Source organism: Streptomyces sp. NPDC026377 (assembly GCF_055567715.1).
The window spans coordinates 235141-256538 of sequence record NZ_JBVHPV010000001.1 but is presented as its reverse complement, the minus strand read 5'-3'; the positions used below and the strand labels follow the sequence as shown (position 1 = coordinate 256538).

The following is a 21398-nucleotide window of genomic DNA, read 5'->3' as shown; positions in this document are numbered from 1 at the left end:
GCCCCTCAGGCGCCCGGCGTCAGGACGGGTCGCCGTACAGCAGACCGCGTCCGTTGGTGCCGAGGTACACACGGCCGTAGACATCGGGGTCCCCGGTGATGACGCCGACGCCGCCGATGGCGCCCCACTGGTGGGCGTCGTCGTTGACGCGCAGCCAGGTGGCGCCCCGGTCGGTGGAGCGGAAGACCCCGGTGACGTCCTTGACCGTACCGATCAGATAGAGGGCCTGGTAGGAGGCGCCGGGCGCGGCCTTGCCGAAGCCGAGCGCGGAGGCGGACCGCACGGCGGCGACCGGGGCGAACGTACGGCCGCCGTCGGTGGAGTGCAGCAGCCCGTTGCCGCCGCCGGAGATCCACAGGTCCCCCTCGACGCCGGGAACGGCCGTGAGCCGGCCGTCGGGCAGATGGGTGGCGCGGGCCGTGAAGGTCGCGCCCCCGTCCGTGCTGGCGTGGAGCGTGCCGCCGGAGAGCGAGTAGAAGGTCCTGGCCGAGGAGCGGTCGGCGACGACCACGGCGTCGGTACCCAGACCGCCGGCCTTCGACCAGTGAGCCCCCCTGTCCACCGAGCGGTACGGGGCCTGGCCCGCCTCGGTCCAGACGATGACGGAGCCGTCCGCCGAGAGCGCGACGTGCCCGCTGTGGGCGCTGCCGACCGGCTCCGACCCGAAGCCCGCCCAGGTGCGGCCGCCGTCGGCGGAGTAGGCCCCGTCCTGCGCGCCGCCCCGGCCCACGCGGACCATCACCGAGGGGTTGGACTGCGCGAAGTCGATGTCGGTGCTGTTCGTCATCGCCGGGTTCTTCAACTGCCCGGCGGGCACTTGGGTGAGGGAGTCGTGGCGGAAGCCGCCCTGGTCGCCCATGGAGGTGATGACGGCGGCACCGCCGGGCGGGGCGATCGCGTCCGCCAGCGCGGTCTCCTCCAGCCCCCGGGCGCCCACGGTCCAGTGGCTGGTGCGCCCGCTGTCGACGGCGTCGGCGTCCTTGCTGGCCCAGATGCCGCTGCCCGTGCCGTACAGCACGTGCCCGGAGTCGAAGGGGTCGATGGCCAGAGCGGTCATCCAGTGCCCGATGCCGGTACCGACGTACGGAGCGCCGGAGGCGTCCCGTACCGACGTCGAGCCCAGGGCCTTCCAGGTCGCCCCGCCGTCGGTGGTCCGGTAGACCTCGTCCTCGGGCCACCAGCGGTCGAGGGTGGTGACCATCACCGTGGACGGCTTGCGCGGATCGACGGCCAGCCCGGAGAACCCGTAACCGCCCCGGGACGGGGAGACGTTCTTCCAGGCGCCGCCCTTCGGCGCGTACTTCCACACCGAGCCGGCCGTCACGCCGTTGGGGCCCAGGGCGTCGGTGTACGTCAGATACAGCGAACCGTCACCGGAGACCACGCCGTGCTGCGGCAGCTGGCCGGTGGGCTGCCCGGGGACGGCCTGCCAGCTGCCGCCGCCGTCGGTGGAGCGGTACAGGGAGGCGGACTTGTCGGCGACCCCGGCATACACCGTCCTGCTCCCCGCGGGCCCGTACGTCACGAAGGAGATCCCGGCGCCGCTGCCCGCCCCGCCCTTGACGGGGAACGAGGAGACCTGGCTCCAGCTCACCCCGTGGTCGGTGCTGCGCCACAGCCCGTTCTTACGGGTGCCCAGCAGCAGGGTGCCGTTGTCGGAGGGGTCGACCGCGAGCCGCTCCCCGGCGCCGCGGCCGTCCTCGTTGCCGCCGACCTTGAAGGGCAGATCGGTGCGCTGGAAGGTGCGGCCCCGGTCGGTGGAGCGCAGGATCGCGCCGTTGCCCGCCCACTCGTTGGTGTAGGTACCGGCCGCGAGGTAGAGCCGGGCGGGGTCGACGGGGTCGGTGGCGAGCGAGTCGATGCCGAGCAGGTTCCAGTCCTTCTCGCCGATCCAGTCGGTCAGCGGGATCCACTGCTCGGCGGCCGTGTCCCAGCGGTAGGCGCCGCCCATGTCGGTGCGGGCGTACAGCAGGCCCTTCTCGCGGGGGTTGAAGACCAGTCCGGTGACGTAACCACCCCCGACGACCTGGGCGTTCTTCCAGGTGTACGGCCCGGCGGCGGCGGAATGCGCCTCCCCGCTCCCGGCCCCCTTCCCGCTCCCGGTCGTGGGCGCCTCGGTCACCTTGACCAGCTTCCACTGCTGGTTGGTGCTGCCCCGGCCCGGATACTGCACGACGGCCGCGCCCTCGGCCGTGGAGCCCCCGAGGACGTCCAGGACCTGCCCGCTCCGGCGCGAGGTGAACGTGACGGCGCCGGAACCGCCGGCCTCGTCGATCCGCCACTGCTGGGAGGGGGAGGAGGAGCCGGTCTGCTGCTCGGCGGCGGCGGCCCGGGCGGCCGAGCCGCCCGCTATGCCCAGCACCTTGCCGCTGTTGCGGTTCACGAGCTCGTAGTAGCCGTTCCCGGCGGACTTCAGCTTCCACTGCTGGTTGGCGGTGTGCTGGTCGGTCCACTGCTGGACGCGGGTGCCGTCGGCGGTGGAGAAGGCGTTGACGTCCAGCACCTTGCCGCTGCGTACGGAGACCAACGCGTAGTAGGCGCTGCCGTCGACGGTCGCGGCCTGCGAGTCGTCCTGCACGAACAGGAAGTACGGCAACACGATGGCGGGCACACCGAGCATCAGCCCGGTGGCGGTCCAACGACGGCGATGGCGCCCGCGGCGCGCGCCGTGCACGGGGTTGTTCATGGGGGGTCTCCTTGCAGCCGTTCAGCAGAGGCACAACGGATCCCGGCGACCGGAACCGGCCGGATCCGCTTACTTGTGGTCGCTGGGGCGGCAAGGGTTGCCGTGCGCGGCGGCTTTTCCCGGGCCGGGCGGCAAGGGGCGCCGTGCGGCGGCGGCCTTCCCGGGCCGCGCTGCCGCCGGCACGGGACGCGGCTGCTACTGCGTCACCGCCGGAGGGGACGGCGAGGGACCGCCGTGACCGCTGGCCGGTCGGGGCACCGGCCGGGACTCCTCCCGGCCGTGCGGATGGCCACCCTGCGGTGGAACGGCTCCGAGCCCGGTGCCCTGCTCCGCCTGCCCCGCCTGCTTGGGCGCGCCGCCTCGCCCGCCGCCTCGCCCGCCGCCTCGCCCGTCGCCGCGCCGAAGCAGGCGGGGCAGGAACGTGTAGAAGCGGTCGGGAAGGAACACGGCGTCCGCGATGATCATCGTGCCCGAGAAGAGAGGCAGCCCCAGCACCAGCGCGATGGCGACGTGCATGCCCAGCAACAGGACCAGCACGGGGTACTTGAGCCGGCCGAACAGCACGAACGGAAAGGCGACCTGGGTGAGGACCGTCAGGTAGCCCACGACCGCCATCACGAGCGGGTACTGGTCCATGGCGTGGGAGAGCGCGGGCCACGGCTGGAAGAGCTCCAGGTTCAGCACATAGTGCAGCGCGGTGCCGTCGTCCCAGAACGAGCCCTGGACCTTGTACAGACCGGCCGACCCGTACAGGAAGCAGACCTGGGCCGCGATCACGAAGACGCCGCAGTTGTGCACCACGGTGACCAGCGTCCGGCGGGCCGCACGCAGGTCCTGGGCGCCACGGCTACGCGCCCGCGCACCGTCCGTACGCGCCGCCTTGATCCGCTCTCGGCGCGCGTCCAGCGACCAGCGCCGACCGCACGCCGTGCACACGAGGTAGAGGGCCATCAGCAGGAGCAGATTGTCGCCCCCGTCCGTCATGAAGATCGCCCTGGCATGGAAGGAGGTCACCACGACGGCGAACAGCACGGACGTGGCCCGGGTCCGCCAGCCCAGCACGAAGAGGACGGACGTCAACAGGGCCAGCGCGTAGCAGAGTTCGAAGTAGGCGCGGCTGTCCGACAGGAGCAGGAAGCTCCACCACCCCGTCTGGTCGAAGAGCTGTGCCGCCAGGGCGGGTGTCCACGGGGAGCCGGGCCCCCACATCTCGTCCCGGTGCGGGAACTCCCGCAGGAGGAATACCAGATAGAGCAGCCCGTACCCGATGCGCAGCACCGACGTGGCGTACAAGGACACCGGCCGGCCGGTGAGAACGTCCCAGAAGGCATCGGCCCGTGCGCGCAGCAGACGGTGGACCGCGCCGGGGGCGCCTGCCCCGCCCGCGTAGCCGCCGGGTGCGGCGGCCGGGGCCGGGAGTTCGCGGACCTGCTCAGTTCCCATGGGGGGTCACCTTCCACCAGGGCAGGAGCCGGCTCTCCACCGGCGCCGGCACCGGCGGCCGGTGCCCGGGCGCGGCGACGGGCGCGGTGACGACCCGGAGCTGGATGAACTCGAACGTGCCGGCGCGGCGATCGGCAAGGCGGTCCGCCGCGATGTTGGTCAGGTACTTCCGCGTCATCACGGCGCGCGGCGAGCGTTCCGTGTCGTCCGCGCCGTGGGTGTCGGCGTACGAGGACCAGGCGCGGCGCAGGAGGTTCTGAGCCGTGTGGCTGGGAAACGGGTCGTGTGCGACGGCGGCACGGTCCCGCGCGGTCAGATCGGTCCAGGGGCCGACGCGCGCCGAGCCGTCGGGTGCGGTGTGCGCGGTCCGTGCCCATACGCGCCGGTTGACGGAGTCGGGGTTGGGGGCGAAGAGCCGCCAGTTCTGTTCGAACAGGGGGTAGACCCACGCGTCGACCTGTCGGCCGTACCGCTGTGAGAGGGGGTTGGGCGGAGCCACATGGAGAAAGACCGCACCGAGGTGGACCAGGGTCGTCGCCACACACAGGAGGACGGCGGTGCGCAGCCCCGCTCTGAGGGCCCTGGCGCCCCTGGGCCGTCCCGGGGGCGGGTCGGTGTCCGCACGCCGTTCCCCCGGCAGCGGGCCGGCACCGGTCCGCCGGCACTCCCCGACGTGCGCTGAATCAATTCCGCTCGACACCGCCCACCTTGCTTTCTCGTGTCCGCTGCCCCGGCTTGGGAAGTCTTCGCGGACCGGCACCGGCGGCGTGCGGTGGGATCAGGGGATCCCACCGCACGCCGTCATCCGGTGCACGGACGCGCCATCCGCCGACTAGGCTCCGTAGCCGTCCCGGCCGTCGGACTTCGGTGCGTCGCCGTAGCCGTAGTTGCCGGGGGCGGCGTCATGGCCGTGGCCGCCGTAACCGTGACCGTGGTGGTCACCGGGCCCACCACCGTGACCGTGTTCCGGCCTGCCGGGGGCACCCTCGTGCCCATAGCCGCCCGGCCGGTGATGGCCGTAGCCGCCACCGTGGTCCGGTCCACCGTGCTGTTCCGGCTTGCCGGGGTGGTGGCCGGGGCGTTCACCGGGGTGGCCGCCGTGCTGATCGGCGGTGTTGCCGGAGGTGTTCCCGGCCGTGTTGCCCGAGGTGTTCCCGGTGGTGACGTTGTTGCCCGCCGTGTTGCCGGAGGTGTTCCCGGCAGAGGCGCCGCCCGTGACGCTGACGAGGGGCCCGCCCAGGAGACCACCGTTGACCAGGCCCCCGCCGATCAGACCGGCGGTGCTGCCGGTCGTCGATCCGGGTGCGGGCGTGGGACCGGACGGGGTGCCGCCGGTGGGGCCGGTCGTGGCACCGGTCGTCGATCCGCCGGTGGTACCGGTCGTCGATTCGCCAGTGGTACCGGTCGTCGTGGTGCCACCGGTCGTCCCGGTCGAGCAGGAGTTGAGGAAGATCCGGTTGGTGTCGAGCGTCACGGCACCGTTGCGGGCCAGCGCCCGGCCCTCGATGTTCGTCCCCGTGGTCACATGGATGTCCGTCAGAGCCATGATGGTGCCCACGAAGGTGGAGTTCGTACCGAGGGTGGCCGAACTCCCGATCTGCCAGTAGACGTTGCACGGCGAGGCGCCGTTCGTCAGGAGCACCCGGCTGGAGGACGCCGTCGTCAGGGCCTCCGGAATCTGGAACACCCACACGGAGTTCGGGTTTCCTCCGGCGTCCAGGATCAGATCGCCGGTGAGCCCGACACCGGAGGAAGCGGTGTAGACGCCCGGGAGCAGTGTGGTGCCGGTGCCGATTCCCGCCGCGAGGGCGAAGTCCGTGGCCTGGCCCGCCGCGTTGTTGTACGCCGTGACCAGGTCGGACTTGGCCTGCAGCGCCACGGCGTCGGCGGCGTGTACGGCGCCGAGCACGTCGCCGGGCGGGAAGCCGGTGATGGCGGGGTTCGGGTGCGTCCCGAGGTCGTGACCGATCACCGTGGCGCCGGTGTTGGTGACGCCCGCGCCCGCCAGCACGGAGAAGCTCGCCGCCGTGGCCAGCGGCACCGGCGTGGCGATGGCGACTGCCTGGACGGGCGAGAGGACGACCATCGCGGCGGCGACCGTTCCGGCGAGGGCCGAGGCCAGCAGGCCGGGCACGGTACGGCGGCGGGCCGTTTCAGGGATCTTCAGCTTCATCAAGAGGCCATTTCCTGTGGGGGCCGTGGCGTGCCGGGCTCCAACCAAACGCCCGGAGAGCCTTGATCTGGTGCTGCATATTACGGAGGAATGTTCACGAGTCCACAGAAAACGAACGGTATTTGTGTTTTTCGAGCGTCAAGCCCTCGAATGCACGGCAATTATGCGGAATGCATATTTCCGATAATCCGGCGCGTTCGTCCGGGGGTCGGAGGAATTCGGGGGGCTCCCGAAGAGAGCCGGGCCGGGTGGGCCCTGCGTCGAGTGCGTCCGCGACGTCCGCGACACAATCAGGTGAACGTCTCGTACGCGGCCCGCCCTCGGCCCGGCCGCCCGTAACCTGCTCCCGAGATGACGACCGACTTCGCCGACGAGGCCCGCAGCCGCACCGCCCGCCTGCTCCGGATGGCCGCCACCACGGACGATCGGGTCCGGGACCAGATCGTCGAGTACGCCGCGACGACCCCGGACCCACCACCGCTCGGCCCGCACGGGATCCAGACCCGGGGCTGCGGCCGGTGCCGGCGCACGATGTGGGCGCAGCGGGACTACTGGGTCTGCGCGTCGTGCGGGCATGTGGAGGACGCGTAGCGGTCCGGACGCTCACCGCGGCGGAAGCCGAACGGTGCGGCACCCGTGGCGCCGAGACCCGGTCCGCCGCGGCCCCGCCTCGGTCGCTGCCGGTCGTGGGTCGTGTCCGGGGCGGCTGAGCCGTGCGTGGTCAGGTCTGGTTGAGGTCGAGCTCCACCGGGAAGGGGGCCGCTGCCTTGAGGACGCCGGTGAACACGTCTCCGTCCCGGTAGGCGTTCGTCGCGGGGTCGAGAATGTAGGTGTACACGAGAGGAACGCCTGTCGCGGCCTGCTCGATCCGCCAGTAGAAGCCGATGCCTGCCTTGGCGTACTGGTCGACCTTCACGATCCGGTCGGTGGTCTCCGAGCCCGGCGACACCACCTCCGCGACCAGAAGCACGTGCTCAGGGCGAGTGGGGGCGATGTCGATCGTGTCCGCGCGGTACACGACGACGTCCGGGCGGCGATTGGTGAGCGGGACGTCCTGAAGCCGTACGTCAAAGTCCGTGTCGGCGTTCCACTCCGGGCCCGCAGCGGCATCCAGGGCGTTCGCCAGAATCCGGGCCAGCCGGTTGTGGCGCTTGGACGCACTCGGACTCACGACGACCATCCCGTCCACGATCTCGATGCCGGCGCACTGCTCCCCGGACCAGGACTCGTACTCCTCGGCGGTGATCTGCTCATGCATCCACGCCGGGGCTACCATCTCGGCCGTCATGAAACACCTCCCGGGCACTGTGCTGCGGGCTCGATCCCGTTGGATTCAGCGTACTGTCTGCCGTCCGTCCGGCAGGCTGACCTCGCTCAGGCCCCCTCCCCGCAGGCCTGCATCCGAGCGGCGAGGCCACGACAAGTCAGGAACCGGCGCGGTGGACTCGGCACCAAGGCCCCACCGGTGAGCGGCCTGCCGACCATGACCAGGGCCGTGCTCGTCGGCCCGCGAGACGTGCGGGTCCCCGCGCGACAGGTGCATGCCGAGAAGCGCGGCCCGGGCCGGCCTGAACCGGAAGGCGTCCGACGTCCAGACCTGCGCCTGGAGACCCGCTGTAGGCCGAGCAGTACCCGTCGCTCACGCAAAACGGCCTCGGATGAGCACTCCGAGGCCGAGTGGAGCTCCTCCCGAGGGGAGAAACCCCAGGTAAGAGCGGTAACGCGTGGTGCCCCCGGCAGGATTCGAACTGCGACACCCGCCTTGGGAGACACGCCCCTGAGGTGCGCGGTCGGGCAGGACGGCCGCGACGGTACGGACGGCCGGGACGGGCAGACCTGTCCCGACGGCTACAGCCTTCAGCCCCCGCCGAGCGATCCGGATGCGCTGGTGTGCCGCCGGGACGCAGCCCCGCCGACCAACCCGTCACCGGCTCGGCGTGGCCTGCTGTCCCTGGGCCTGGATCCGTACCGCAGGCAGTACCCGTGAAGTGCGCCCCCGTCTTGCCTTCGGGCCGGGCGGGGGCGCTTTCGTGCGTTCCACGTCAGCTGAGTCGTAGGTGGTGCAGCATCATCAGCGCGGCGATGGCGCTCGCGCTCCGGATCTCCCCGCGCTCCACCAGCTCCGGCACGTCCTTGAGCGGCACCCACTCCCGACGCGCCGACTCGAAGTCATCCTCGGGGTGGCCGATGCGCTCGGCGCTGTCCGTCCAGAACACCTGGTGGTGCGACGTCGAGATGCCCGGCATCGGATCGACCGCGAGGAGAGGGCGCATCGGCCCCGGTCGCCACCCCGTCTCTTCCTCGAACTCACGCGCCGCGGCGATCGCCGGGTCCTCCCCCTCACCGATCCCGCCCGAGGGAAGTTCCCAGCCCCATGCGCCGGTGATGAAGCGGTGGCGCCAGAGGAGCAGCACCTCGTTTGCGTCGTTGACGACGGCCGCCACCGCCACGGGCCTTAGCCGGATCACGGTGTGGTCCAGGTGCCGGCCGTCGGGCAGCTCGACGTCCGCCATCGCAACCGTCAGCCACCGGTTCTCGTAGACGGTGCGCTCGCTCAGGTTCCGCCACTCCGACACGTGCCTGCCCTTCGCTCGATACGGGCGACGCTACATGGGCAGTTCGAGGGTGTGGTCGATCCGCTCGACGACCTCGGCGGTCGCCCTGCTTTCCAGCCCGGCCAGGGAGCCGCGGACCTTCACGAGTCGATCGCGAAGCCGCCGGGACTCCATGCCGCTCATCGTGTCGAGCATCGTGACAGCCGTCGCGGCCGCGAGCTCCGCGTTCCCGGCTCGCAGCTGGCAGTCGGAGAGCGTTGCCAGCCGGTGCACGCGCCCGCGCTCGTGCGTCTGCGCCGCCACGGCCTCGGCCGCATAGGTCTGCGCTGGGTTCATGTCACCGAGCCGCATGAGCGCGTCGGCCATGTTCGCCTCCAGCAGCCCGGCCTGCACGTAGCCGGTCTCGGCGGGCTCCTCGTCGGGGTGGATCTGTCCGGCCTCGGACTCGGCCAGCGCCATGCAGCGGTGCGCGCCCGCCTGCTCGCCCATCCTGCTGTACGCCTTGGCCTGCATCGCGTACAGGTCACACGCGAGCGCATGGGACATCGCACTCCCGGCGGTGCGCAGCCCGGCCTCCGCGAATGCGACGGCTTGGCGGTACTCGCGCATGTAGAGGGACTGGTTCACGAGCAGCGCTATCACGTACCCGCCGAAGGCCCGGTCCCCGCTCGCCTTCGCGAGGCGGAGCGCCTGGTGGAAGTAGCGCTGCGCGAGGCCTTGAGCGTCGGAGTCGTAGGAGCAGATCCCGGCGACCGCCACCAGGCCGCCCACCGCCCGGTGCAGCTCCCGGCCGGTGGCGTCGCTGTACGAGCCGCGCAGGAGGGGCGCCGCATCGAGCGTGAGGAACTGAAGGACTCTGGCGCGCGTCGCGACGCCGCCGGCCCTGCGGTACATCTGCTCGTAATGGCCGCGCGCGGTGCGCAGCAGGGTGATGTCGTCGGCCCCCACGCGTACGGTGCCGGGCCGGGACACGTCGGTGTCCTCGGGCGGGTTCTCCCACTCCCACACGGGGCCCACGGCGGGCAGGCCGGTGACGACGGGCGCCTGCTGGACATCCGCGCGTTGCCGGAGGTCGCTTCGCCAGAGGGCGGTCGCGCGGTGCACGAATCCGTCCAGTGGCGCGGCAACTGGCGGCGCACCGCGTCCCATACCGATGTCGTCGAGGGCGACGGGCCGACCGAGCCGGGCACTGAGGACGTCGCAGATCACCGTGGGGATGACACCGCGCGGGACTTGCCCGCGCAGCCAGCGCACCACGGAGCTGTGGTCATAGCGGACGGTCCGGCCGCGCGCGGCGGCGCCCTGGTTGACGTACGCGGCAAGCCCGACGCGGGACATCCCGGCTTCGTCGAGCAGTGCCTCAAGGAGGGTGTTCGGCTCCATGGGTGTCCCCGTATCGCTCGATGCACTCAGCGTAGCCGTACTGGATTCACACAGTGTGTGAACTGCCCACCGTCGTAGGGACCTTGCACACAATGGCGTGGCGTGCAGGCCAGAGCAACGATCGCCGTATGGACTCCTCCTCCCCTGACAGCGTCATCTGCCGGTACTGCGACAAGCCGGGCGCGACCGTCGTCATTCCCCTCCTCCACTTCTCAAACGGCCCGGGCTGGACGCAGGGCGCACACGAAGCGTGCGTCAAGAAGCACAACATCCCTACCCTCGACGACCGCTTCCCGGTCATGCCGGCCTCCGCGCTCCCGGGGGCCGTGGCATGAGGGACGGCACGAACTGGCTGGCCTCCCCCCGCGATAGAGGGATCACCGCGTGGCTGGCCTCAGCCCACGATTCCCCGGCGCAGGCCCGGCGCGAGTTCGGCGTAGGGATCGCACTCCTGCGGACCGGCGTCGTGTTCGATGCGATCCGCCTCCCCGCCCCCATCGTCCATGCGGCTGCGGGCGGCTCGGATCCCGAGGCGGTCGGTGCGCTCCTCGCCGAGGTGCTGAAGGGCGGGGCGGTCATCCACGACGCGTACGGCATCGGCGTCTGGTACTACGCCCTCGTCCCGCCTCGCACGTTCGCCCACTGGCGGGTGCCCGGGGTGGAATGCCTGACGCCGGGGACGTGGCTGGGAGTGCCACGGCTGGATCTTCTCTCACGGCCCGGACCGTACTGGGTGCTGCCACCGCGCGCGCCGGGCAACGTCTGCGATCCCCACGCTCTGGCCGCCCTCGTGCGACGGGGCCGGGACCGGCTGGCCATCGTTCCGGCCGGGGAGCGGGTCCTGTGAGCCCCCGCTCGGTGATCCGCTACGCGGAGTGGATGCTCGGCCCGGACATGATGGACGGAGCGTCCGGGGTGATCTACGTCATGGAATGCACCACGTGCCTTGACAGGTCAGACCTCGCGGACGAGCGCGACGGGCCGGAGGACTGGGCAATCCGGCATACCGCCCGCCAACACGACCATGACGGGTTCCGGGCCATCACCACATCGTTCTGCCGGGTCACTCCAGCCCCGGGCAATCCGCTGTACGTCGAGCCGACGTCGGCCCTGCCCCGATGACCGCCCGCCCCCGGCCGCCGTTGGTCACGACACCCGGGGGCGGGTGCCGGTCCATCCGTGGGTCGCTGTCGGTCGCTAGGGGCGGACGAGGGGGACAGCGGGACGTCGAGGGCGTCGGCGATCAGGAGCAGTGTGTCGCCGCGGGCGGCGTGGTGCCCCATCTCGATGCGGTTGATGGTCTGCCGGTCGACGCCGACTCGTTCGGCGAGCTGGGCAGGTGCGACCTGGGCTTTCTCCATGATCGTTCAGGAGATATTTAGGAGATCGCCACGCGAGGGAGACCGTTTCGAGGACGTGCCAGACCGTGTGCAGCACGGGAGCTACAGAGAAGAGCCAGGGCGGGGGAACTGCCCCGACCTGGCTCTTTGTCGTGTAGTGCCTGGTAGCACTGGTGCCCCCGGCAGGATTCGAACCTGCGACACCCGCTTTAGGAGAGCGGTGCTCTATCCCCTGAGCTACGGAGGCGTACCCGGGTCGCCCGTCGTGGGCAGCCCAGGACAGGGTAGCGGATGGTGCTGGGAGGGCGGGGCGGGGTGCCTGGGGGCGTGGCTTGGCCGGGGCCGGGGCGGGGGCCGTACTCCGTCAGGTTCGGCCCCCGTCTCCGCCGTACCTGCCAAAGTCGCCGGCGCGTGGTTGCCCGGACGCCCGGGGCGGAACAGGGTCGCCGTACGCCATGACACGGCTGCGGGGCCCGGCGCGCATGCCCGTCGCGGCCGTAGCCGTGTCCGTAGCCGTACGCAGCCCGCGGCTCACGCCGACGCAGTACTTGGAGGATCGCGCGATGTCCGAGACCACCCGGCCGCACACGTTCCAGGACGACCACGCGGAGGTGCGGCGGAGCAACCGGGCCGTCGTCGAGCAGTACATGAACTGCCGTGGTGAGGACCGGCTTCGGCGGCATCTGCTGTTCACCGAGGACGGTGTCGGCGGGCTGTGGACCACCGACACCGGTGAGCCCATCGCCATCCGCGGGCGCGACACCCTCGGCGAGCACGCGGTGTGGTCGCTGAAGTGCTTCCCCGACTGGACGTGGATCAACGTGGAGATCTTCGAGACGCAGGACCCGAACCGGTTCTGGGTGGAGTGCGACGGCGAAGGGAAGATCCTCTTCCCCGGCTACCCCGAGGGGTACTACCGGAACCACTTCCTCCACTCCTTTGAGTTCGAGAACGGCAAGATCAAGCTGCAACGGGAGTTCATGAACCCCAACCAGCAGTTGCGCGCCCTGGGCATCCCCGTCCCCGTGGTCAAGCGCGAGGGCATCCCCACCTGAGCCCGGCCCCCCGGCACCCGCGCCCCCAGGAGACCCCGTTCCATGCATGAGTACACCGTCGTGGACGCCTTCGCCCGCACTCCGCTCGAAGGCAACCCCGTGGCCGTCTTCTTCGACGCCGGGGACCTGCCCGCCGAGGTGATGCAGCGGATCGCCAAGGAGATGAACCTCTCCGAGTGCACCTTCGTGCTCCCCGCCGAGCGGGGCGGCGACGCGCGCGTGCGGATCTTCACGCCGGTCAACGAGCTGCCGTTCGCCGGGCATCCGATCCTCGGTACGGCCGTCGCCATCGGACGCCCGCGCAAGGCCGACCGGCTGGTCCTGGAGACCGCCATGGGCGCGATCCCCTTCGAGCTGGTCCACGACGACGAAGCCACCTCCGTACGGATGGCGCAGCCCGTACCCGTCTGGGAGCCGTACGAGCACGCCGGGGCGCTGCTCGCCGCCCTCGGGCTCGACGCCTCGGTCACCCCCGTCGAGGCGTACCGCAACGGTCCCCGGCACGTGCTCGTCGGCCTGGAGAGCGTCGCGGCCCTCTCCGCCCTGACCCCGGACCACAACGCGCTGCGCGCCTTCCCCGACATGTCGGCGTACTGCTTCGCGGGCTCGGGCACGCACTGGCGCTCGCGGATGTTCTCCCCGGCGTACGGCGTCGTCGAGGACGCGGCCACCGGCTCGGCCGCCGGGCCCGTCGCCATCCATCTGGCACGCCACGGCCTCGCCTCCTACGGCCAGGACCTGGAGATCCTCCAGGGCGTGGAGATGGGACGGCCGTCCCCCATGTACGCGAACGTGGAAGGGGACGGTGACGCGGTCGTCTCGGTGCACGTCGGTGGTCATGGGGCGGTCCTCGCCCGCGGCGTGATCTATGTGTAGACGGCCGTGGTGTGTGTAGATGCCCGTGCTGCGTTTGGATGCCCGTAGTGCGTGTAGATGGCTGTGCTACGTGTAGGTGTCCGCGCTACGTGCAGGTGTCCGTACCGCGTGTGGATGCCCGCGCCCGGACGGGGCAGCCGCGCCGGACCCCCCGAGCGGCCCGGCCCCGCAGCCCCCGGACCCCCACGGCCCCCCGTCGGGCCCAGGCGCGGCCCATCCCCCCTCGCGCCCCACTTGAGCCCCGCTCCCCGCCCTGGTCAGCCCCTTTGACCCGCCCTTGACCCGTCTTGGCCAGAAACGTAAGTTCGATGGGGGCTCGTGCCCCGTTCCGAGGCTCTGGGGGGCGGCGGCCATGGTGGACGGCAAGGCGTTATCGGATTCCCCGGCCCTGGCCGTTCTGGAGCTGCTCGCCGTTGACGCGCCGCCGGCGCACTTCCAGGAGCTGCTCGACCGCGCCCGCCGCGAGAAACTGCCTTCCGCGCCGCTGGAGGAGCTGGAGAGGGCGACCATGCTCGCCCTGAAGATCCAGGCCTCCGGTCATCAGCGCCGGCAGCGGGAGTCGGTGATGGCCGACCTGGTCAACACCGTCCACGAGATGACGATCCCCTACGACCCCGACAGCCTGCTGGAGGTCATCACGAGCCGCGCCCGACGGCTGCTGGGGTTCGACATGGCGTACATCAGTCTGCGTGACCCGGGCGGCGGTTCGTACGTGCACAGCTCCGACGGCGACACCACATCCCTCAACGTGGGGCTGGTGGTCGAGAGGAGCCGCGGGCTCGGAGAGATGGCGCACGCCAGCGGTGCGCCCTCCTGGACCTCCGACTACCTCAACGACGACCGTATCGCGCACGGCGAGCAGCTCGATGCGGTCGTCCGGGCCGAGGGGCTGCACGCCGTCATGGCGGTGCCGATCCGTCAGGGGGGCGTGTCCATAGGGGCGTTGTACGGGGCAGACCGGGTCGTGCGGCACTTCACGCCCGACGAGATCAGCGTCATGCGGTACCTGGCGGACTTCGCCGCGGTCGCCCTGGAGAAGGCCCGGCTGCTCGACCGCTCCCGCAAGGAGATCGTCGCGCTGGAGTCGGCGGGCGTCCGCGCGGACGCCGCCATCGCGCGGCTGCGGCGGCTCGCCGACGCGCGGGCGGAGCTGGCCGCGCTGGTGCTGGGCGGCGGTGACGCGCACGAGCTGGCCGAGGCCGCCGCCGCGGCGCTCGGCGCCGGGATCGTGGTGAGCGACGGGTGCGGGCGCGCCCTCGCGGGCGCGGGGCAGGCACCGGACCTCGGCGAGGCGCGGATACGGGAGGCGGCCCTGGAGGCGCACGCGGCGGGCGGCCCGGTCCGGGTCGCCCCGAGCGTGTGGGCGGCGCCCGTCGGCGCGGGCGAGGAGCCCGGGCTGGTGCTGCTGCGCGCCGAGCGGGAGCCCACCGAGGACGAGCGGGCCTTCCTCGGCTTCACGGGACAGGCGGTGGCGCTGCTGCTCGCGGTGCGGCGCAGCACGGCCGTGGCCGAGGGGCCGCCGCGCGAGGAGTTCTTCGACGCGCTGCTCACCGGCACGGCCCAGGCACCGGAGCAACTCGCCCGCCAGGCACGTCAGGTGGGCCTCGACCCGGAGGCCCCGCACGTCGTGGTGGTGGCCCGGCCGGAGGGCGAGGAGCACGGCAAGGCGGTGGTGTGGGCCTCCTCGTACGCCTACCGTGGCGCGGGGCTGATGAAGGCGCACGAGGGCGGCGTCGTGCTGCTGCTGCCCGGCGCCGACGCCTCGGCCGTCGCCCGCGCGGTCTCCGGCGAGCTGTCGCCGCTGCTCGCCGGGCCGGTCACGGTGGCCTCGGCGGGCCCCGCCGGCTCGCTCGCCTCGGTGGCCCAGGTGTACCAGGAGGCGCTGCGCTGCTTCGACGCACTGCTCGCGCTGGACGGGGCCGGAAGTTCCGCCTCCCTCGACGACCTGGGCTTCCTCGGGTTGCTGCTCTCCGACGACCAGGACGTCGACGGGTTCGTCGCCTCGGTCCTCGGGCCGGTGCTCGACCACGACGCGGAGCGCATGACGCGGCTGGTGGAGACGTTGGAGGCGTACTTCGCGGCGGGCAGCAGCCCCACTCGCGCGGCGGGCGGCCTGCACGTCCACCCCAACACCGTCGCCCGCCGCCTGGAACGCATCACCGAGCTGCTCGGCCCCGGCTGGCAGCGGCCCGAGCGCGCCACCGAGGCGCAGCTGGCGTTGCGGCTGCTGCGCGCCCGGGACGTGCTGCGCCGCCGGCGCGAGGCGGTGCCGGGGCGGCGGGAGGGCTCCGACGGACCGCATCAGGACACCTTGGGGAAGTAGCCCTCCTCCCGCCCCCGGCGCGCGGTCAGCACCTGGAGGGCGTGGGCGGCCGAGGCGAGCGTCATGTGGCAGTGCCAGCCCCGCAGGGAGCGCCCCTCGAAGTCCCGCAGCCCCGCCCGGTCCCCGTGCTCGGCGAAGTCCCGGGCGACCCGGTCGGTCAGCCGGGTCAGGCCCAGCAGCGTGGAGGCGGGCACCGAGCCCAGGTTGGTCAGCCACATCCCGCTCGGCGCCCCGTGCGGCTCCCGCCACTCCCCGAGCAGCGCCAGAGCGCCCTCGCGGGGCACCGGGGTGCCGCCCGGCAGCCCCACCCGTACCTTGACGGCCGTGGTGTGGGGTACGCCCGAGGGGGCGGCCGGGTCGAAGCCGCCGACCCGCTGGCGGCGGCCCCGGACCGAGTCGAGGACGCGGTGCGCCGGCAGCGCGCCCGGGCCGAACCGGGCCGGGGCGGGCTCCTCCACGGTGAACAGGGCCCCCGCCCCGACGCGGACGAGCACCGGCACCCCGGCCGCGCCGAACCGCCGGACGACGGCCTCCGGGTCACGGGCGGGCAGGTCGAGCACCACGGGCAGCAGCGGGGCGCCGTGCAGGTCCGCGAAGTCCAGGGCGGCGGTGGTGGCGCACTCCTCGGGCGTCTCGCCGATGTGCCCGCGGTACCTTCCGCCCGCCGCGCCCGGGGCTGTACCCTCGCCGCCTTCGCCGTCCTCGCCCCGCCGCTCCGGCAGCACCAGCCGCCAGTTCACCGGGGCCGCCGCCTCCGGGGAGGCGCACCACACTCCGAAGGCCTGCTGGCCGTGGAACATCTGGTTGCGGTGGAGGTCGAAGCCGCGGCCCACACCCACCGAGTGGTGGCCGGACTTGGGGATCGGCGTCTGCCGCACCACCCAGGCGCGCGGAGCGATGAGGTGGCCGACCCAGCAGGCCAGCGCCTCGCGCACCGGGCGCCACTCCCAGGTGGAGTTGCAGATGAAGTGGTGGAGGGTCTGCTCCAGGGTGGGATCGCCCAGGCAGGCCGCCACGTTGCGGATGGAGCGGCGGCCCTTCGCCGTGAGCAGCCCGCGCAGGTACTGCTCGCCCTTGTGGCGCTGGTCCCGCCTGGGCAGGGACGCGAAGAGCGTGCTGCTCATGTCCCTGAGCATGAACTCCCGCTCGTACATCACCGCGGGCGAGGCGCGGTGCGACGCGGCGGGACGGCAGCGGACGGGCCTTGTACGGCCGGCGGGAACGCTCACGGATACCCCCTGGAAGCTTCGGAAGCTCTCGGCGGCCGGTCGGAGCCACCCCTTCGACCATGGCCGGGGCCGTAGGGATGGGCGAGGTGCACGGGGCACCCCGTCGCGCCGCCGCGTGGGTGGCTCGCCACTGCCGGCCCGCCCGCGCACCGCTTCCCCGCGCGAGGCCACGCGCTACCGTGCGCCCCGGTGGTGACCGCCCCACCGCGGACCCGGCGCCGGGGCGTGCCCCGCACGCCCGCGCCCGCCCGGGACGGACACTCCGTCAAGTCCGGGCCATGTTCGGCCCGTATGTCACGGAGTCCGCGACACGGCCTTCGGTTTTCCTCCCGTGGTCCGCGAGAGTCGGCGTCCGGCCGCTTCCCGATCCGCCCCCCGGGCGAGCGGTGCCACGCCACGCAGGGAGGCTTCAGGTGAACAGCGTCCACACGTTCCTCCGCTCGTTGCCCGCGGTGCAGCAACCGGACTGGGAGGGCCACCCCGAACTCGTACGGGTACGGCGGGAGCTCACCGCGCTGCCGCCGCTCGTCGAGGCGGACGACGTGGACCGGCTCCGCGCGCGGCTGGCGGAGGTCGCCGCCGGGCGCGTCCAGGTCGTGCAGAGCGGCGACTGCGCCGAGGACTGGGCGGAGGGCGGCCACGGTGACGTGGCCCGCAAGGCGGGGCTGCTCGACATGCTCGCCGGGGTCATGCGGATGACCTCGCACAAACCGGTACTGCGGGTCGGACGCCTGGCGGGCCAGTACGGCAAGCCCCGCTCCCGCCCGACGGAGACGGTCGCCGGGGTCGAACTCCCCGTCTACCGGGGCCACATGGTGAACGCGCCCGAGCCGGACCCCGAGCTGCGCCGCCCCGACCCCACCCGGATGCTGACCGGCTACCGGGCGGCCCGCGGCATCCTGGAGCTGCTCGGCTGGAGCGGCCCGGGGCGCGGGGTGCGGCACGAGGCCCCGGTGTGGACGAGCCACGAGGCGCTGCTGCTCGACTACGAACTGCCCTCGCTGCGCACCCTCGACGACGGCCGGGTGCTGCTCACCTCCACCCACTGGCCCTGGGTCGGCGAGCGCACCCGGCGGCCCGACGGGGCCCACGTGGCGCTGCTCGCGGCCGTCGCCAACCCGGTGGCCTGCAAGGTGGGTCCTTCGACGACCTCGGCGGACCTGCTGGAGCTCTGCGAGCGGCTCGACCCCGGTCGGGTGCCCGGCCGCCTCACGCTGATCGCCCGGATGGGCGCGGACACCGTGGGGGAGCGGCTGCCCGCGCTGGTGGCGGCGGTGCGCGCGGCGGGCCATCCGGTGATCTGGCTGACCGACCCGATGCACGCCAACACGGTCGTGGGCCCCGACGGACTCAAGACACGGCTGGTCAAGACGGTCGTGCGGGAGGTCGTGGAGTTCCACCGCGCGGTCACCACGGCGGGCGGCACCGCGGGCGGCATCCATCTGGAGACCACCCCCGACGACGTCACCGAGTGCGTCACCGACCAGGACCGGCTGCACGAGGTCGGCGACAAGTACACGAGCTTCTGCGATCCGCGGCTCAACCCGCGCCAGGCGGTCACGGTGGCCTCGGCCTGGCTCGGCTGACGACCGCCCCCGCCCCTGGACGTACACCGGTGACGGCACCCCCCTGCACGTACGTACGCCGATGACCGCACGCCCAGCCCGACCCGCGCACCCGTACCGGCACAGCGAAAGGATCCTCCATGGCGGGCCTGCCCACCATCGACCCGTATCCGATGCCCGCCGAGGGCGACCTCCCCGCGAACACCGCGGCCTGGACGGTCGATCCCGCCCGGGCGGTGCTGCTCGTCCACGACATGCAGCGCTACTTCCTGCGGCCGCTGCCCGCGGACCAGTCGCCCGGTGGCCCCCTGCTGCGCAACACCGTGCTGCTGCGCGAGAGCTGCGCCGCCTCGGGCATCCCGGTCGCCTACACCGCCCAGCCCGGCGGGATGAGCGAGCGGGAGCGCGGGCTGCTGAAGGACTTCTGGGGTCCGGGCATGCGGGTCACCCCGGAGGACCGCCAGATCGTCGACGAGCTCGAACCGGCCCCGCAGGACTGGCTGTTCACCAAGTGGCGCTACAGCGCGTTCTTCCGGTCGGACCTGCTGGAGCGGATGCGCACGGCCGGCCGCGACCAGCTGGTGCTCTGCGGGGTGTACGCGCACGTGGGCGTGCTGATGACGGCGGTGGAGGCGTTCACCCACGACATCCAGCCCTTCCTCGTCGCGGACGCGGTCGCGGACTTCGCCGAGCGCCACCACCGCCTCGCCCTGGAGTACGCGGCCGGGCGGTGTGCGGTGGTCACCACCACCAAGGCGGTCCTCGCGGAGCTGGCCCCCGTGGACGGGACGCACCGATGAGCGATGCCCGGCCCCCGGCGGACGGGGTCCCGCCGGACCGTGCCCCGCTGGACGGTGACCTGCTCGGCCGGGTGCTGGACCGCGCCCCCGCCGCGTACGCCCTGCTGCACCGGCCCGAGACGGTGGGCCGGGACGTGCTGGAGGTGCTGCTCGGCGAGGTCGCGGCGGTGGACACGCTCGCCGGGATCCCGCTGCCGGACGCGCCCGGGGGGCCGGGCGCCCGCCACGAGGTGCTGGCGGTCGTGCCGTACCGGCAGATCTTCGAGCGCGGCTTCACCAGTACCGACGACGGCGAGCCACTGCTCGTGATGGCCGTGGCCGAGCAGGGCGAACTGCCGCTGGCCGAGGCGCTGCGGCGGCTGCCGGACGAGCCGGTCATCCTCACCGGCGGCGGCTTCGACGTGGACGACGACCGTTACGCCGCGATCGTGCGCGACGTCGTCGAGCGCGAGATCGGCAACGGCGAGGGCGCCAACTTCGTCGTCAAGCGGGCGTTCGTCGCGGACATCACGCCGTACACCCCGCACAGCGCGCTGTCGTTCTTCCGGCGGCTGGTGGAGCGGGAGTCCGGTGCGTACTGGACGTTCCTGGTGCACACCGGCGGGCGCACCTTCGTCGGGGCGAGTCCCGAGCGCCATGTCAGCCTGCACGGCGGCACCGCCGTGATGAACCCCGTCAGCGGCACCTACCGCTACCCGCCGGCCGGCCCCGACCTGCCCGGCGTGATGGCCTTCCTCGCCGACCGCAAGGAGGCCGACGAGCTCTACATGGTCGTCGACGAGGAGCTCAAGATGATGGCGCGGATCTGCGAGGGCGGCGGCCGGGTGGTCGGCCCGTACCTCAAGGAGATGGGCCGCCTCGCCCACACCGAGTACGTCATCGAGGGCCGCACCTCCCACGACGTGCGCGACATCCTGCGCGAGACGATGTTCGCCCCGACCGTCACGGGCAGCCCGCTGGAGAGCGCCTGCAAGGTGATCACCCGGTACGAGCCACGGGGGCGCGGCTACTACAGCGGGGTCATGGCCCTCATCGGCCGCGACGGGCACGGCGGGCGCGCCATGGACTCCGCCATCCTCATCCGCACCACCGACATCAGTGCCGAGGGGCGGATCGCCATCGGGGTCGGCGCGACCCTGGTGCGCCACTCCGACCCGGTGAGCGAGGTCGCCGAGACGCGGGCGAAGGCCGCGGGCCTGCTCGCCGCCCTCGACGCGGACGCTTCCGGCGCACCCGGCGCGGCCCGTGCCGGACGGTTCGCCGGGCACCCGCGGGTGCGCGAGGCGCTGGAGCGGCGCAACGACCGTATCGCCCGCTTCTGGCTGCGCGACCCCGCCCGGCGGGCCTCGCCCGTAGAGGAGCTGGCCGGACGCAGGGTGCTGATCGTCGACGCGGAGGACACCTTCACCGCGATGATCGGCCACGAACTGGCCGCGCTGGGCCTTGAGGTGACGGTCCGCCGGTTCGACGAGCCGTACGCCCTGGAGGACCACGACCTCGTCGTCATGGGGCCCGGACCCGGCGACCCCCGGGAGACCGGCCACCCCAAGATCGCCCATCTGCGGGCGGCCGTGACCCGGCTCCTCGACGAACGGCGCCCGTTCGTCGCGGTCTGCCTCAGCCACCAGGTGCTCGCCACGCTCCTCGGCCTCGGCCTGGCCCGCCGCGACATCCCCAACCAGGGCGTCCAGAAGGAGATCGACCTCTTCGGCGCGTACGAGCGGGTCGGCTTCTACAACACGTTCGCCGCCCGCAGCGCCGACGACAAGCTCACCCACCCCGAACTCGGCGTCATCGAGGTCAGCCGCGACCAGGACACCGGCGAGGTGCACGCGCTGCGCGGCCCCGGCTTCGCCTCGATGCAGTTCCACGCCGAGTCGGTGCTCACCGAGGACGGTGTACGCGTCCTCGCCGAGGCGCTGACCGGTGTCGTCCGCTCCGCCCCGGGCGGTCTCCTGCCGGGCTGAGGC

Annotated in this window: 18 protein-coding genes, 1 tRNA gene and 1 pseudogene; 10 read left to right on the top strand and 10 right to left on the bottom strand. The window is 72.6% G+C overall.

The features are described from left to right. Positions 1-19 precede the first annotated feature (19 nt). The 4 genes from ACZ4MU_RS01035 to ACZ4MU_RS01020 form a co-directional block, all read right to left on the bottom strand. The gene (locus ACZ4MU_RS01035; protein ID WP_467869419.1) at positions 20-2686 is read right to left on the bottom strand and encodes an RICIN domain-containing protein; all 2667 of its coding nucleotides are present in this window, start codon (positions 2684-2686) and stop codon (positions 20-22) included. Positions 2687-2881: 195 nt separating this feature from the next. Continuing rightward, entirely contained in the window at positions 2882-4129 is a 1248-nt protein-coding gene (locus ACZ4MU_RS01030; protein ID WP_467869417.1) for an HTTM domain-containing protein, read from the bottom strand. Further along, a complete protein-coding gene (locus ACZ4MU_RS01025) occupies positions 4119-4670 on the bottom strand; it encodes a DUF5819 family protein (protein WP_467869415.1) in 552 nt (183 codons plus the stop codon). Before ACZ4MU_RS01025 ends, ACZ4MU_RS01030 begins: the two co-directional genes overlap by 11 nt. 291 nt (positions 4671-4961) lie before the next feature. Continuing rightward, positions 4962-6302, bottom strand: a complete 1341-nt coding sequence (locus ACZ4MU_RS01020; RefSeq protein WP_467869413.1) for an ice-binding family protein — start codon at positions 6300-6302, stop codon at positions 4962-4964. A 351-nt stretch (positions 6303-6653) separates the two neighbouring features. Between ACZ4MU_RS01020 and ACZ4MU_RS01015 the strand changes: the two genes are divergently transcribed. Continuing rightward, on the top strand, positions 6654-6893 hold the full coding sequence (locus ACZ4MU_RS01015; RefSeq protein WP_358833966.1) for a hypothetical protein: 240 nt from the start codon (positions 6654-6656) through the stop codon (positions 6891-6893). Between the two features lie 130 nt (positions 6894-7023). Here ACZ4MU_RS01015 and ACZ4MU_RS01010 read toward each other — a convergent pair whose 3' ends face one another. From ACZ4MU_RS01010 to ACZ4MU_RS01000, 3 genes are all read right to left on the bottom strand, one after another. Continuing rightward, positions 7024-7590 carry a Uma2 family endonuclease gene (locus ACZ4MU_RS01010; RefSeq protein WP_467869411.1) on the bottom strand — a complete coding sequence of 189 codons (567 nt, stop codon included), beginning with the start codon at positions 7588-7590 and terminating at the stop codon, positions 7024-7026. Positions 7591-8344: 754 nt separating this feature from the next. Beyond that, positions 8345-8878, bottom strand: a complete 534-nt coding sequence (locus tag ACZ4MU_RS01005; protein WP_467869409.1) for an NUDIX hydrolase — start codon at positions 8876-8878, stop codon at positions 8345-8347. A gap of 30 nt (positions 8879-8908) precedes the next feature. Next, positions 8909-10240, bottom strand: a complete 1332-nt coding sequence (locus ACZ4MU_RS01000; protein ID WP_467869407.1) for a transcriptional regulator — start codon at positions 10238-10240, stop codon at positions 8909-8911. Positions 10241-10368: 128 nt separating this feature from the next. Here ACZ4MU_RS01000 and ACZ4MU_RS00995 point away from each other — a divergent pair, with 128 nt between their 5' ends. The 3 genes from ACZ4MU_RS00995 to ACZ4MU_RS00985 are packed head-to-tail and all read left to right on the top strand — an operon-like array spanning position 10369 to position 11362. After that, complete coding sequence (locus tag ACZ4MU_RS00995; RefSeq protein ID WP_467869405.1) at positions 10369-10575, top strand: hypothetical protein; 207 nt, start codon at positions 10369-10371, stop codon at positions 10573-10575. Further along, positions 10572-11087, top strand: coding sequence for a hypothetical protein (locus tag ACZ4MU_RS00990; RefSeq protein ID WP_467869404.1), 516 nt, complete (start codon positions 10572-10574; stop codon positions 11085-11087). Before ACZ4MU_RS00995 ends, ACZ4MU_RS00990 begins: the two co-directional genes overlap by 4 nt. Beyond that, entirely contained in the window at positions 11084-11362 is a 279-nt protein-coding gene (locus ACZ4MU_RS00985; protein WP_467869402.1) for a DUF7848 domain-containing protein, read from the top strand. Before ACZ4MU_RS00990 ends, ACZ4MU_RS00985 begins: the two co-directional genes overlap by 4 nt. Positions 11363-11466: 104 nt before the next feature. Here ACZ4MU_RS00985 and ACZ4MU_RS00980 read toward each other — a convergent pair. Together ACZ4MU_RS00980 and ACZ4MU_RS00975 are read right to left on the bottom strand one after the other, a co-directional pair. Next, positions 11467-11601 (bottom strand): annotated as a pseudogene (locus ACZ4MU_RS00980) (helix-turn-helix transcriptional regulator); the annotation flags it as partial. A 150-nt stretch (positions 11602-11751) separates the two neighbouring features. Beyond that, positions 11752-11827 (bottom strand) — tRNA-Arg (locus ACZ4MU_RS00975). Positions 11828-12143: 316 nt separating this feature from the next. Between ACZ4MU_RS00975 and ACZ4MU_RS00970 the strand changes: the two genes are divergently transcribed. From ACZ4MU_RS00970 to ACZ4MU_RS00960, 3 genes are all read left to right on the top strand, one after another. Then, positions 12144-12635, top strand: a complete 492-nt coding sequence (locus ACZ4MU_RS00970; RefSeq protein ID WP_467869400.1) for a PhzA/PhzB family protein — start codon at positions 12144-12146, stop codon at positions 12633-12635. 42 nt (positions 12636-12677) lie between these two features. Further along, the gene (locus ACZ4MU_RS00965) at positions 12678-13511 is read left to right on the top strand and encodes a PhzF family phenazine biosynthesis protein (RefSeq protein ID WP_467869398.1); all 834 of its coding nucleotides are present in this window, start codon (positions 12678-12680) and stop codon (positions 13509-13511) included. Between the two features lie 352 nt (positions 13512-13863). Then, positions 13864-15834 carry a helix-turn-helix domain-containing protein gene (locus ACZ4MU_RS00960; protein WP_467869396.1) on the top strand — a complete coding sequence of 657 codons (1971 nt, stop codon included), beginning with the start codon at positions 13864-13866 and terminating at the stop codon, positions 15832-15834. Here the strand turns inward: ACZ4MU_RS00960 and ACZ4MU_RS00955 are convergent. After that, a complete protein-coding gene (locus ACZ4MU_RS00955) occupies positions 15813-16988 on the bottom strand; it encodes an IS701 family transposase (RefSeq protein WP_467870571.1) in 1176 nt (391 codons plus the stop codon). The genes ACZ4MU_RS00960 and ACZ4MU_RS00955 overlap by 22 nt on opposite strands. A 488-nt stretch (positions 16989-17476) precedes the next feature. Here ACZ4MU_RS00955 and ACZ4MU_RS00950 point away from each other — a divergent pair, with 488 nt between their 5' ends. From ACZ4MU_RS00950 to ACZ4MU_RS00940, 3 genes are all read left to right on the top strand, one after another. Then, positions 17477-18649, top strand: coding sequence for a 3-deoxy-7-phosphoheptulonate synthase (locus ACZ4MU_RS00950; RefSeq protein WP_467869394.1), 1173 nt, complete (start codon positions 17477-17479; stop codon positions 18647-18649). 119 nt (positions 18650-18768) lie between these two features. After that, on the top strand, positions 18769-19428 hold the full coding sequence (locus tag ACZ4MU_RS00945) for an isochorismatase family protein (protein WP_467869392.1): 660 nt from the start codon (positions 18769-18771) through the stop codon (positions 19426-19428). After that, positions 19425-21395 (top strand): anthranilate synthase family protein, encoded by a 1971-nt coding sequence (locus ACZ4MU_RS00940; RefSeq protein ID WP_467869390.1) that lies wholly within the window; start codon positions 19425-19427, stop codon positions 21393-21395. Before ACZ4MU_RS00945 ends, ACZ4MU_RS00940 begins: the two co-directional genes overlap by 4 nt. The last annotated feature ends 3 nt before the right edge of the window (positions 21396-21398 follow it).